Annotated in this window: 11 protein-coding genes and 1 pseudogene; 8 read left to right on the top strand and 4 right to left on the bottom strand. The window is 61.0% G+C overall.

Features of this window, described 5'->3' with window-relative positions; translation table 11 throughout:
* Positions 1 to 100: 100 nt before the first annotated feature.
* The 6 genes from tkt to fba all read left to right on the top strand — a co-directional run bounded on the left by tkt (position 101) and on the right by fba (position 6,656).
* Positions 101 to 2,098 carry a transketolase gene (gene tkt, locus ACZZZP_RS00210; protein ID WP_463384481.1) on the top strand — a complete coding sequence of 666 codons (1,998 nt, stop codon included), beginning with the start codon at positions 101 to 103 and terminating at the stop codon, positions 2,096 to 2,098.
* A 172-nt stretch (positions 2,099 to 2,270) separates the two neighbouring features.
* Positions 2,271 to 3,344: an erythrose-4-phosphate dehydrogenase gene (gene epd / locus ACZZZP_RS00215; protein ID WP_463384482.1), complete on the top strand. Its 1,074-nt coding sequence runs from the start codon at positions 2,271 to 2,273 to the stop codon at positions 3,342 to 3,344.
* A 49-nt stretch (positions 3,345 to 3,393) separates the two neighbouring features.
* A complete protein-coding gene (locus ACZZZP_RS00220; protein ID WP_463536177.1) occupies positions 3,394 to 4,542 on the top strand; it encodes a phosphoglycerate kinase in 1,149 nt (382 codons plus the stop codon).
* Between the two features lie 362 nt (positions 4,543 to 4,904).
* Positions 4,905 to 5,108: a hypothetical protein gene (locus ACZZZP_RS00225; protein ID WP_463384485.1), complete on the top strand. Its 204-nt coding sequence runs from the start codon at positions 4,905 to 4,907 to the stop codon at positions 5,106 to 5,108.
* 44 nt (positions 5,109 to 5,152) lie between these two features.
* Positions 5,153 to 5,485, top strand: a complete 333-nt coding sequence (locus tag ACZZZP_RS00230; RefSeq protein WP_463384486.1) for an MliC family protein — start codon at positions 5,153 to 5,155, stop codon at positions 5,483 to 5,485.
* Between the two features lie 106 nt (positions 5,486 to 5,591).
* Positions 5,592 to 6,656 (top strand): class II fructose-bisphosphate aldolase, encoded by a 1,065-nt coding sequence (gene fba, locus ACZZZP_RS00235; RefSeq protein WP_122451489.1) that lies wholly within the window; start codon positions 5,592 to 5,594, stop codon positions 6,654 to 6,656.
* Positions 6,657 to 6,792: 136 nt separating this feature from the next.
* Here fba and ACZZZP_RS00240 read toward each other — a convergent pair whose 3' ends face one another.
* Positions 6,793 to 7,488, bottom strand: a complete 696-nt coding sequence (locus tag ACZZZP_RS00240) for a polysaccharide lyase family 7 protein (protein WP_463384487.1) — start codon at positions 7,486 to 7,488, stop codon at positions 6,793 to 6,795.
* Positions 7,489 to 7,752: 264 nt separating this feature from the next.
* Between ACZZZP_RS00240 and ACZZZP_RS00245 the strand changes: the two genes are divergently transcribed.
* The gene (locus tag ACZZZP_RS00245) at positions 7,753 to 8,259 is read left to right on the top strand and encodes a M48 metallopeptidase family protein (protein WP_463384488.1); all 507 of its coding nucleotides are present in this window, start codon (positions 7,753 to 7,755) and stop codon (positions 8,257 to 8,259) included.
* On the opposite strand, the gene ACZZZP_RS00250 is transcribed toward ACZZZP_RS00245, so the two are convergent.
* Positions 8,256 to 8,498 carry a DUF2789 domain-containing protein gene (locus ACZZZP_RS00250; protein WP_122451486.1) on the bottom strand — a complete coding sequence of 81 codons (243 nt, stop codon included), beginning with the start codon at positions 8,496 to 8,498 and terminating at the stop codon, positions 8,256 to 8,258. The genes ACZZZP_RS00245 and ACZZZP_RS00250 overlap by 4 nt on opposite strands.
* A gap of 276 nt (positions 8,499 to 8,774) precedes the next feature.
* Here ACZZZP_RS00250 and ACZZZP_RS00255 point away from each other — a divergent pair, with 276 nt between their 5' ends.
* Positions 8,775 to 9,635 (top strand): HDOD domain-containing protein, encoded by an 861-nt coding sequence (locus tag ACZZZP_RS00255; protein ID WP_122497593.1) that lies wholly within the window; start codon positions 8,775 to 8,777, stop codon positions 9,633 to 9,635.
* Between the two features lie 135 nt (positions 9,636 to 9,770).
* Here ACZZZP_RS00255 and yccS read toward each other — a convergent pair.
* Both yccS and ACZZZP_RS00265 read right to left on the bottom strand, forming a co-directional pair.
* A pseudogene (gene yccS / locus ACZZZP_RS00260) lies at positions 9,771 to 11,967 on the bottom strand (YccS family putative transporter).
* 161 nt (positions 11,968 to 12,128) lie between these two features.
* A complete protein-coding gene (locus ACZZZP_RS00265) occupies positions 12,129 to 13,307 on the bottom strand; it encodes a BaiN/RdsA family NAD(P)/FAD-dependent oxidoreductase (protein WP_463384490.1) in 1,179 nt (392 codons plus the stop codon).
* Positions 13,308 to 13,428: the final 121 nt, after the last annotated feature.

Here is a 13,428-nt window from a genome sequence, read left to right on the forward strand (position 1 = left end):
ACAAAAGCGGCCCGGTTCGACCATCTGTGATTGCCCCGCACTACCGGCCTGGGCGAAAATGGCCGCCTTTTTGTGAACAGCCCTACCCAGGAGATTAGCGATGCCCAGCCGTCGTGAGCGTGCCAATGCCATTCGTGCCCTCAGCATGGATGCCGTGCAGAAAGCCAACAGCGGCCACCCCGGTGCACCGATGGGTATGGCGGACATCGCCGAAGTGCTGTGGCGCGACTACCTCAAGCACAACCCGAGCAACCCCGAATTCGCCGACCGTGACCGTTTTATTCTGTCCAACGGCCACGGCTCGATGCTCATCTATTCGTTGCTGCACCTGACCGGTTACGACCTGTCCATCGACGACCTGAAAAACTTCCGCCAACTGCATAGCCGCACCCCGGGCCACCCGGAATACGGCTACACCCCTGGCGTAGAAACCACCACCGGCCCACTGGGCCAAGGCCTGGCCAACGCCGTGGGTTTTGCCCTGGCGGAGAAAGTGCTGGGCGCGCAGTTCAACCGTCCTGGCCACAACGTCGTCGACCACCACACCTACGTGTTCCTGGGTGACGGTTGCATGATGGAAGGCATTTCCCACGAAGTGAGCTCCCTGGCCGGCACCTTGGGCCTGGGCAAGCTGATCGCCTTTTACGATGACAACGGCATCTCCATCGACGGCGAAGTGGAAGGCTGGTTCACCGATGACACGCCCAAGCGTTTCGAGGCCTACGGCTGGCAAGTGATCCGCAATGTGGACGGCCACGACGCCGAAGAAATCAAGATCGCCATCGACACCGCGCGCAAGAGCGCGCAGCCGACGCTGATCTGCTGCAAAACCGTGATCGGCTTCGGCTCGCCGAACAAGCAAGGTAAGGAAGACTGCCACGGTGCTCCGCTGGGCGCTGACGAAATCGCCCTGACCCGTGCCGCGCTCGGCTGGAACCACGGCGCCTTCGAAGTTCCCGCCGACATCTATGCCGAGTGGGACGCCAAAGCTGCAGGCGCTGCCGCCGAAGCCGAGTGGAACAGCCGTTTCGACGCCTACGCTGCCGCTCACCCGGAACTGGCAAGCGAGCTGAAACGCCGCCTGGCCGGCGACTTGCCTGCCGACTTCGCCGACAAGGCCGTTGCCTATATCAATGAAGTGGCGAGCAAAGGCGAAACCATCGCCAGCCGCAAAGCCAGCCAGAACGCCCTGAATGCATTTGGTCCGCTGCTGCCGGAATTCCTCGGCGGTTCGGCTGACCTCGCCGGCTCCAATCTCACGCTGTGGAAAGGTTGCAAAGGCGTGAGCGCTGAAGACGCCGCCGGCAACTACATGTTCTACGGCGTACGCGAGTTCGGCATGAGCGCCATCATGAATGGCGTGGCCCTGCACGGCGGCTTCGTGCCGTATGGCGCCACCTTCCTGATCTTCATGGAATACGCTCGCAACGCTGTGCGCATGTCGGCGCTGATGAAAAAGCGCGTGCTGTATGTGTTCACCCACGACTCCATCGGTCTGGGTGAAGACGGCCCGACGCACCAGCCAATCGAGCAGCTCACCAGCCTGCGTACCACGCCGAACCTCGACACCTGGCGCCCAGCCGACGCGGTTGAATCGGCCATCGCCTGGAAGCACGCCGTTGAACGCAAAGACGGCCCGAGCGCGCTGATTTTCTCGCGCCAGAACCTGCCGCATCAAAACCGCGACGCCGAGCAACTGGCCAACGCCGAGCGCGGTGGTTATGTGCTGAAAGATTGCGCGGGCGAGCCTGAGCTGATTCTGATCGCCACCGGCTCGGAAGTTGCCCTGGCCGTTCAGGCTTACGACAAGCTCACCGAGCAAGGCCGCAAGGTGCGCGTAGTGTCCATGCCGTGCACCAGCGTGTTCGACGCCCAAGACGCCGGCTACAAGCAGGCCGTGTTGCCGCTGCAAGTGGGCGCGCGTATCGCCATCGAAGCCGCCCACGCGGACTACTGGTACAAGTACGTCGGCCTGGAAGGTCGCGTAATCGGCATGACCAGCTTCGGCGAGTCGGCTCCGGCGCCGGCCTTGTTCGAGCACTTCGGCTTTACCGTGGAGAACATCCTCGAGCAGGCTGGCGAGTTGCTGGAAGGTTAAAAGCCTTAACCTTTACTCCGTCATTCCCGCGCACGCGGCGGTCCGACGATTCGGAATCCAGAATCGTCGATCAGACGGCAATTCTGGATCCCCGCCTGCGCGGGGATGACGGTGCTAGAGGTTAGGACGAATTCGCCGCACCCCCTCCGCTTCACCCGACGTGAGCCTGTCCATGTCCCAACGTCCTTACAAAGTTGCCCTTAACGGTTATGGCCGCATCGGCCGTTGCGTGCTGCGCGCGTTGTATGAGCGTGGCGCCAAGGCCGGTTTTCAGGTGGTGGCGCTGAATGATCTGGCCGATCTGGCCAGCATCGAATACCTCACGCGCTTCGACTCCACTCACGGGCGTTTCCCCGGCGAGGTGCGTATCGAAGGCGATTGCCTGCACGTTAACGGCGACAACCTGCTGGTGCTGCGCAGCGCCACGCCTGAGGGCATCGACTGGAAGGCGCTGGATGTCGACTTGGTGTTGGAATGTTCCGGCGTCTACAACACCCGCGCCGACGGCCAGCGCTTTATCGACGCCGGCGTGCCGCGTGTGTTGTTCTCGCAGCCGATGGCGAGCGAGGCGGATATCGACGCCACCATCGTCTACGGCGTTAACCAGCAGCGCCTGACCGGCCACGAGACGTTGGTTTCCAACGCTTCATGCACCACCAACTGCGGCGTGCCGTTGCTGAAATTGCTGAATGAAGCGGTGGGTCTGGAATATGCATCCATCACCACGATTCACTCGGCCATGAACGACCAACCGGTAATCGACGCTTACCACCACGAAGACTTGCGTCGCACGCGGTCGGCGTTTCAATCGGTGATTCCGGTGTCCACCGGCCTGGCTCGCGGTATCGAGCGTTTGTTGCCGGAACTTGCCGGACGAATTCAGGCCAAAGCCGTGCGAGTGCCGACGGTGAACGTCTCGTGCCTGGACATCACCCTGCAAACTGCGCGTGATACCGATGCACACGAGATCAACCGAGTGCTGCGCCAAGCGGCGGAAAGTGGGCCATTGAAGGGTTTATTGGCCTACACCGAATTGCCGCACGCCAGCTGCGATTTCAACCACGACCCGCATTCCGCGATTGTCGATGGCAGTCAGACCCGCGTTTCCGGCCCACGGCTGGTGAACCTGCTGGCCTGGTTCGACAACGAATGGGGTTTCGCCAATCGCATGCTCGACGTGGCTCAGCATTATCTGGACGTCGCTGCTTCACCTGTTTCTGTTGCACCTGTTTCCAAGCCCCTTTGATCAACCAGCCCGGGAAGGACTGCGCCATGACCACCCTCTTGTACAAAAAATGAGCGATCTGGATCTGAAAGGTAAGCGCGTGCTGATTCGCGAAGACCTTAACGTGCCCGTCAAGGACGGCGTGGTCACCAGCGATGCGCGCATTCTCGCCTCTTTGCCGACCATTAAACTGGCCCTGGAAAAAGGCGCGGCCGTCATGGTGTGCTCCCACCTGGGGCGTCCGACCGAGGGCGAATTCAGCGCCGAGAACAGCCTCAAGCCAGTGGCCGACTACCTGAGCAAGGCCCTGGGCCGCGACGTGCCGTTGGTGGCCGACTACCTCGGTGGCGTTGACGTGGCGCCGGGCGACATCGTGTTGTTCGAGAACGTGCGCTTCAACAAGGGCGAGAAAAAGAACGGTGACGAGCTGGCCCAGCAATACGCCGCCCTGTGCGACGTATTCGTGATGGACGCCTTCGGCACCGCACACCGCGCCGAGGGTTCGACCCACGGCGTAGCCAAGTTCGCCAAAATTGCCGCTGCCGGTCCGCTGCTGGCCGCCGAGCTGGATGCACTGGGCAAAGCCCTGGGCGCGCCGGCCAAGCCGATGGCCGCGATTGTTGCCGGCTCGAAAGTGTCGACCAAACTCGATGTGCTCAACAGCCTGAGCCAGATTTGCGACCAGTTGATCGTCGGCGGCGGCATTGCCAACACCTTCCTCGCCGCTGCCGGTTACCCGGTGGGCAAATCGCTGTACGAACCGGACCTGCTCGACACCGCCAAAGCCATCGCCGCCAAGGTCAGCGTGCCGTTGCCGGTGGATGTCGTGGTCGCCAAGGAATTCGCGCAAACCGCCGAAGCCACCGTTAAAGCCATCAGCGACGTGGCCGACGACGACATGATCCTCGACATCGGCCCGCAAACTGCCGCGCTGTTCGCCGACTTGCTGAAGTCGTCGAAAACCATTCTGTGGAACGGCCCGGTTGGCGTGTTTGAATTCGACCAGTTCGGCCACGGCACCAAGGCGCTGGCCCTGGCGATTGCCGAGAGCCAGGCGTTCTCCATTGCTGGCGGTGGCGACACCCTGGCGGCCATCGACAAATACGGCGTGGGCGAGAAGATCTCCTACATTTCCACTGGCGGCGGTGCGTTCCTCGAATTCGTGGAAGGCAAAGTTCTGCCTGCGGTTGAAGTGCTCGAGCAGCGCGCCAAGGCCTGATGCGAACCATGCGCCTGCTCGCTCCGTTGTCGGTCTGCGCGGTTTTTGGCCTGGTGCTGCAAGGGTTGCAGCAGCTCGCCTGAGCAAAAGGTCACGCCGGATAAACCCGAGCAGACGCAGCAGGCTGGCGAGCCGAGCTGTTATCAAACCAGTTGGTGGGCGGAAACCTCAGCGGTGATCTACCGTCGATTCGACGAAGAGCACCGTCCGCAGCCGGCCCAGGGCGATAATCAGCCGGCGGCAGCGATGGAGGAATGCCCGTAGCGAGCTTGTGAGCGGCCTGAGCCGTTACGTAGGAGCAACTATTTCAACGGCCCAACGGTCATTGCTAATACCCCCTCCCGCGTAAAGGAAGACCCGCCATGAACCGCTACTGCGCCACGCTGTTGTCCGCTTCGTTGTTAGTGCTGTTGACCGGCTGCGCCGGCGGCGGCTCGACCAGTACCTGCGAAGTGTTGAGCCCCGCTCAGATCAGTCTGCCGACCAATCAGAACGATCAACGGGTTGAGGCGCAAAGCACCGGCGAACCACCAATGACTGACAGTCACGAGCAAAACTGCCCCTGACCGAACGAACCCGGGCAAGCAACGCTGGCCCATAAGGAGTGTGGATGAAAGGCGTTATGGGCCGATTGGCCCTCGTATTGCTTGCTGCCAGTGCTGCATTGACCGGCTGTGCCAGCTCGCCATCGGCTGAGCAGTGGACCACCTGGACCTGCGACAGCCAAGCCAAAGTCCAATGGCGTTATGCCGATAGCCAGCAGAAGGCTGTCGACGTGCGCCTGGGCGGCAGTGATGTGGTTTATCAGTTGCAACAGGAACCAGTCGAGACCGGGGCTTTCTATAGCAGCGATGTGCTGGCCTTTCACATAAAAGGACAGGAAGGCCTGCTTTACTGGGTCGCCAACGACGACTTGATTGGCCGGGGCTGCAAAGCCCAGTGAGATTTCACACGGCAAGAGGGCCTAACGCAGCGCCTTCTTCGCCTATACAATGCCCGCAGTTGCAGGCTTGCACGATTAACTAGCGAAACCGGGAGATAGTTAAACCATGGCACTTATCAGCATGCGCCAGATGCTGGACCACGCCGCCGAATTCGGCTACGGCGTTCCAGCTTTCAACGTCAACAACCTGGAACAGATGCGCGCCATCATGGAAGCGGCTGACAAGACCAATTCCCCGGTGATCGTTCAGGCTTCGGCCGGCGCACGGAAATACGCAGGTGCACCGTTTCTGCGTCACCTGATCCTCGCGGCAATCGAAGAGTTTCCGCACATTCCGGTGTGCATGCACCAAGACCACGGCACCAGCCCTGACGTGTGCCAGCGCTCCATTCAACTGGGCTTTAGCTCGGTAATGATGGACGGCTCGCTCGGCGAAGACGGCAAAACCCCAACCGACTACGACTACAACGTACGCGTTACCCAACAGACCGTCGCCATGGCTCACGCCTGCGGCGTGTCGGTTGAAGGCGAGCTGGGCTGCCTGGGTTCGTTGGAAACCGGTATGGCCGGCGAAGAAGACGGCATTGGCGCTGAAGGCATGCTCGACCACAGCCAGATGCTCACCGACCCGGAAGAGGCCGCTGACTTCGTCAAGAAGACTCAGGTCGATGCCTTGGCCATCGCCATCGGCACCAGCCACGGCGCGTACAAGTTCACCAAGCCGCCTACCGGCGACGTATTGGCCATCGACCGCATCAAGGAAATCCACAAACGCATCCCCAACACCCACCTGGTGATGCACGGTTCTTCCTCGGTGCCGCAAGAGTGGCTGGCGATCATCAACCAGTACGGCGGCGACATTAAAGAAACCTACGGCGTGCCGGTTGAAGAAATTGTTGAAGGCATCAAGCACGGCGTGCGCAAGGTCAACATCGACACCGACCTGCGTCTGGCCTCGACCGGCGCCATGCGCCGCCTGATGGCAACCAACCCGAGCGAATTCGACCCACGCAAATTCTTTGGCGAAACCGTCAAAGCCATGCGTGACGTGTGCATCGCCCGTTACGAAGCCTTCGGCACCGCCGGCAACGCCTCGAAGATCAAACCGATCTCCCTCGAAGCGATGTACCAGCGCTACGCCAAAGGTGAGCTGAACGCCAAGGTGAACTGAGTTCGCTGATGCGTTAGCCGCTTGATGAAGAGCCCGCCGTCATGGCGGGCTTTTTTTGTGGGCGGCAATCGCGGCTAAAGCCGCTCCTACAGGAACTGCGCAATACCTGTGGAAGCGGCTTTAGCCGCGATGCTTTTTACTTTTTGGCCGCCACCGCCGGCGCCTCGCCCACGTGATCAATCTTCAACACATAAAACGTCGCCGCGCCGGCCTCGGTTTCGTAGCCGCTGTTGTCTTGGGTATAAACCCCAGCCTTGAAATACAGCGGCTTCGGCGCCCAGGTCGGGTCCAGCTTGGTCGACCACTGCGCGCCGTTCACCGTTACCGACAACGAGCCCTTGGGCGTCAGGTGCAAGGTGTAGGTGAAGCGCTGGTCTAGCTTCACGCCGCTCAGGACGGTGATCACCTGGCCTTCTTCATCGGTCGGCGCGGTGCGAACTTTGGCGACGATGTTGGCGGTCGCGGTTTTGGTCTTGTACTGGAATTCCAGCTTCACCATCGGCTTGGAAATGCCATAGGCGTGAATTTGCCCGATCACCACTTTGCCGGTCGATGGCACTTGGCTGACGGCCACGGCGGCGCGCAGGAAGTTGTCGGCGCTGGGGTAGGTCCAGTTGCGCAGATTGCCGTCGGCATAGGTTTCACGCAGTTCGCTGCGTGGATAGCTGGCGCTTTCAGTCACGGTGCCGTTGACCGGCGCCCAGAAAATTATCGAACCGTTGTCCGACTTGAAGTAGTAGTCCTGATAGCCGCCCACCAGCAGTGGAGTCTGGATGGTGGTGGCCGGAACGCCAACGGGAATGGACAGGTTCCAGGTTGCAAGGTCGATCATCATGTTCTCCGCGGGAGCGGTGGTTTCGGCGCAACTCAACGGTGTTGCGCGGGTGTCCCGCGGCCTGTTTATCGTGCGGCGTGTGGTGCCCTTGAATGCCTTTCGTCGTGCCCGCGCTGCCATGAAAACGACGGCCGTTTCGCTCGCCCGGCACGCAGTGGGGGCAAGTGCTTGATGCGCTTGATCGCGGAGCAAAAAGCTGGCGTTTTGCCGCGCCAGTCGCCTCCGTTAAACTGGCGATCCGCCGCCGACGAACAACCCGCCATGCCGCCGCTCAAATACCTGCAAGCCTACCCGCCCAACCTGCAAGAACAGGTTCGGCAGCTGATCGCCAGCAATCGCTTAGGGGATTATTTGCAGCAGCGGTATCCGGGCAAGCACGCGGTGCAGAGCGACAAGGCGCTGTACAGCTACACGCTGGAACTGAAGCAGGAACATCTGCGCAACGCGCCTGCGATCGACAAGGTGCTGTATGACAACCGCTTGGACCTTACCCACCGTGCGCTCGGTTTGCACACCGCCATTTCGCGGGTGCAAGGCGGCAAGCTCAAAGCCAAAAAAGAGATTCGCGTCGCCTCGCTGTTCAAAGACGCGGCGCCGGAATTTCTACGCATGATCGTGGTGCACGAGCTGGCCCATCTCAAAGAGTCAGACCACAACAAAGCGTTCTACAAGCTCTGCGAATACATGCTGCCGGGCTACCACCAGCTCGAATTCGACTTGCGCGTGTACCTCACCTGGCGCGACCTCGCAGGCCGCGAAGCCAGCTAAGCTTTGTGTTCGTGCAGCAGCACGTTGAGCTGGTCGACGTAAGGCGCCCAATCCGCATCATCACGAATGCCCTCGAGCAAAAACGCTTTCTGCGCGGGGGTCCAGAAACTCGCTTCCGACACTTTTACTTCATCCGGCAGCGGTGAATGGCTGGAGATGAATGCGGCAATTTCCTGAGGCTCGGAGGGCAAGCCCAGTTGTTCGAACAGGGTGGGCAGGCTGTGCACTGGCAATTCCATGAGATGTCCTCTCGTAGCGAAGCGTTGTAAAGGTGGGACTGCCTGGGTCGGGCGCCGGTTCAACCTGCGTTAAGACCATGGGGTAAGCGTTTCTAGGAATCGAGGCTGAAGCCTCTCCTACAGAAATGCGCTGTCTTGTGGGAGAGGCTTCAGCCTCGATGGTTTGGAGTCAGCGGTAGTTGCGAAAAAACACGTCGACTAGACGGGCGGCCAATGGGCAAACCCCGTGATAGCGATTAGCCTGTATTGCCTGAGGTTCGCGCGGAGTAGGGTTTCATGTCGGCAGTGATGATGAGTAGCTACGCCCGCTATCGCCAGGTGGTGACGGAGTTGATGTCTGGCGAAGAACAACTGCCGAGCCTGCCGGCGCTCACCTTGGAAATCCGCAAAGCCCTGCGCAGCCCGGACATCAGTCTGGAGGTGCTGAGCAAACTGGTCAGCCGCGACCCGGCGCTCGCCGCCTTGCTGATCAAATACTCCTCCAGCCCGCTCAACCGCACCCGCCGCGGCCCGAAAACCCTCAAAGACGTGATGCAGGTATTGGGCGTCGGCCAGGTGGACCGCATCACGATGGTCCACAGCATTCAAAGCCTGTTCACCTTGCACAGTGCCGCGCACAAAAAACTGTTTCTCGAAGCCTGGGAACGCCTGATTTTGCAGGCCTGCATCTGCGCGTTTCTGGCCTCACGCGCCAGCCATATCCAACCCGAGCAGGCATTGCTGGCGAGCTTGATGAGTGAGCTAGGCTCGTTGGCGATTTTGTCCGCGTTCAAAGAAGATGCCGTGCCGTCGCGCGAGCTGTACCTGGAGCTGTGCCGCGAGTACAGCAAGTCGCTGGGCATCATCCTGTTGCGCAAGTGGGCGGTAGACGCCGAACTGGTGGAGATCGTGCGCCACAGCGGTGACTGGAGCGAGCGCAGCACGGACTACCACATGGAACTGATCGACTTGGTCAACCTGGCGCGGTATCACCGCCTCAAAGGCTTCGACCACGTCAGCGACCTGCCACCGCTGCAAAGCCTGACTGGCTTTGGCAAGTTGCTGCCGCCCTACAACCAGCTCGACATCAATGGCGGCCTGCAACTGATCAGCGTGCACCGCCAGGAGATCGATGCGCTGGCGGATATGTTGCGGTAACTCACTTTCACCGTCATCCCCGCGAAGGCGGGGATCCAGTATGGCTCTGCAAACACGTCTTTCGAAAATTCCGCGGTTCCCGGCGGACCGACGCCTGCGTGGAAATGACGGTGGCTTGCTGAGTGGGACCGTTAATCAGCCCGGCGCGTTAATGCTCACCGGATCACGCAGCACATGCGCCGCCAAGGTGCGCAACGGGCTCAACTGGCGGCAAATCAACGCCAATTCGCTTTGCACCAACCGCTCACGGTCGTCCATTTCCTCCGGCAATTGCTCCAGCTCTTTGGCCAGGTTTTCCTCGGCATCGCTGTGCACCACCACCGGCGTTTTCTGCGCCAGGTTCTGCGCCACTTCGTCCAGGCTGGCCGCCAGCGTGGCCGCGGCCCTGGCTGATCAGCCCCGGCTCGGCCGCGCCCGGCAGCGGTTCGCCACGGTGCGCGCCCAGGGCCGACAGGTAGCTGAGCAAGGTGTGCGAGAGCACCAGAAAGCGGAAGCCCACGTCGGCTTCCTTACGGAAATGCCCGGGCTCCATCAACATGTTGGCCAGCGTGCTCGACAGCGCCGCGTCGGCGTTGTGGGCGTTGCGGCGCGCCAGGCGATAGGTGAGGTCGTCGCGCTTGCCACCGGCGTACTGCAGCATGATTTGTTGCAGGTAACGGCTGTTGCAAATCAGCGTGTTGGCCACCACCTGGTTCAGGCGTCGGCCCTGCCAGTCCGGCAAGATCAGGAACACCGCCAGGCCGGCGATCAGCGCGCCGAGCAGGGTGTCGACCAGGCGCGGCACGATCAGGCCGTAGCCGTCGCCCACCTGGTTGAAACAGAACATGATCATCAGCGTGATAGCGGCGGTCGAGAGCATGTAGCGCGTGGCCCGGTTGACGAAGAACACCACGCCGGCCACCACCGCGAACATCGCTTGAATCAGCGCGCCGGGGAACAGGTCGAACAGCGCCCAGCCGAGGACCAGGCCGATCACCGTGCCGCCGATCCGCTGCATGAGTTTTTTGCGCGTGGCGCCGTAGTTGGGCTGGCACACGAACAGCGTGGTGAGGATGATCCAGTAACCTTCTTCCGGGTGAATCAGATGCAGCATGCCGTAGCCAACGCTCAGGGCGATCGATAGGCGCAAGGCGTGGCGAAACAGCAAGGACGTGGGCGTGAGTTGCAGGCGGATGCGGCCGATGATGTCTTTGAACGAACGCGGCGATCGGTCGAGCAAACTGCTGTCTTGCTCGTCGGCCAGGGCGTCGGGGTTGTTGGCGTTGCTCAGCAGATTGTTCAGCGTGCCCAGGTTGCTCGCCAGTGCGCGCAGCGAGCGCAACAAGCTGCGCCAGGCCGGGTTGCTTTGGATGCGCAAGTGTTCCAGCGAGGCTTGCAAGTCGGCCAACGCCTGGCTGGAGTGGCCGCCGTAGTCGAAGCTCTGGCGCAACTGAATGGCCTGGCCCAGGCGCTGGCAGGCTTCGCCTTGCTGGCGCAGCAAGCGTTGGCAGCGGAACAGCACGTCACTGTGGAAAAACGCTTCGGCCAGTTCGTTGTACGGGTAGTGCGAAGAACTGGCGCGTTCGTGGATGTCTTGCGCCATGAAGTAGAGCTTCAGGTAGCGGCTGATTTTCTGCCCCGGCCGCGCGCTGTCGACACGGTTCAAAATGATCTCTTTGCTGGCATTCAGCGCCGCCACCACCTTGCCGTTTTGCTTGGCCAGAGCCAGGCGTTTGTCTTCCAGATCCACACCGCGCAGCGGCTCGAACAGCGCCGACTTCAGCTTGAGAAAACGCCCCAGCTCACGGAACAGCACGGCCAGGCTTTGCTGCACCGGCTGATTGGAAAACAGCGCCTGCCACACCACCGACAACAGCCCGTACCAGGCGGCACCGGCCACCAACAGCATGGGTTCATGCCAGAAATTCACCTGGGCGCCGTCGCGCTGATCCACGCCGATCATGGTGTACACCGACAAAATCAGCGTGGCCTGAGCAATACGCGCATAGCGCTCACCCAAGGCGCCGAGCATGGTCAGGCAGAAACTGGCCACCGCCATCGAGGCGGCGAACACCCAGGGCAACGGAAACAGCAACTCCACCGCCACCGAGGCCACGCTAAAACACACCAGGGTCACCAGCAGCGCATTGAGACGGCCCTGCCAGCTGTCGTCGGTTTCAGCCAGGGCGCTGGCGATAACGCCGAGGAACAGCGGAATCAGCTGGTGCATGGCGTCTTGGGTCCAGCACAACGCCATGATGCCGGTGAGGGCGATAAAGGCCCGCACGCTGTAGCTGAATTTGTCCTGCGCCCAGAGACGGCGGAGGGTTTGGCGAATAGTGGACGCTGGCATCGTGGGCAGACAACCTGACTGGCGATACGTTGATTAGAACGGATAAGCCCGGCTGTGCGAACCGCCGTTACGATTTTTTAGCGAAAACGGCAGTGGTCACACAGCGCTGTGGCGCGTGAAGAGTGGTTGGACTCTCGCCACGCCATGAAGTCACGTCGCGCCTAAACGAATTGCGCCGCCGCGTAGGCTGAGGCCCATGCCCACTGAAAATTGAAGCCGCCCAAGTGGCCGGTGACATCCAGCACCTCGCCGATAAAGTACAGCCCCGGCGACTTCAGCGACTCCATAGTTTTTGACGACACCTCTTTGGTGTCGACGCCGCCCAAGGTCACTTCTGCGGTGCGATAACCCTCGGTGCCCGCTGGCACCACTTGCCAGTTGGCCAACTGCTCGGCGATCTCTGCCAGCTCGGCCGGCGTGTATTGCTTCATCGGTTTGGACACGAACCAGTGCTCAGCCAACAGCGTCGCCATCTTCTTGGTAAACAGCTCGCCGAGCAGGGTTTTCAATTCGCTGTTGGGGCGTTCTGCCTGTTGCTCGCTGAGCCAGGTCGGCACGTCGTGGTCGGGCAGCAGGTTGATGCTGATGGCCTGGCCCGGTAGCCAATACGAGGAGATCTGCAAAATCGCCGGCCCGCTGAGGCCGCGATGGGTGAACAGGATATTTTCCCGGAAGCTTTCGTCGTTGCAGCTCACCAGGCAATCCACCGAGGTGCCCGACAGTTCGGTGCAAAGGGTCTTGAGCTGGTCGGTAATGGTGAACGGCACCAGGCCGGCGCGGGTGGGCAGCAGGTTATGACCGAACTGCTTGGCCACTTGGTAGCCGAAGCCGGTGGCGCCCAGCGTAGGAATCGACAAACCGCCCGTGGCGATCACCAGCGAGGTGCACGTCACCGCGCCAAGGCCGGTTTGCAGCAGGTAACCGGCGTCGCTTTTTTCGATTTGCGTGACGGCGGTGTTCAGCTGCAACTGCACGCCGCTCTGGTCGCATTCGCTGAGCAGCATCTCGAGAATGTCGCTGGCCTTGTTATCGCAAAACAGCTGACCGAGTTTTTTCTCGTGGTAAGGCACGCCGTGCTTGCTCACCAGCTCGATAAAATCCCACTGGGTGTAACGCGCCAGGGCCGATTTGCAGAAGTGGGGATTCTGCGAAAGGAAATTCGCAGGCTCCGTGTACAGGTTGGTGAAGTTGCAGCGTCCGCCGCCCGACATCAGGATTTTCTTCCCGGCTTTGTTCGCGTGGTCCAGCAGCAACACCGAACGGCCTCGTCCGGCCGCGTGCAAGGCACACATCAAACCGGCAGCGCCTGCGCCAATAATCACCACGTCCGAACCTTGCACCGCGCACCTCGAAAACAATTGAGCCAACCCACCGGGGCCGCAGTTTAGCGTAAGCGCCGCACAAACTTGGCGTTTGCTCACTGGTGTTGTTGGCGCTGGTCTGACTAAGCTGCTTGTATAA

It is taken from the genome of Pseudomonas sp. AC211 (assembly GCF_979258055.1).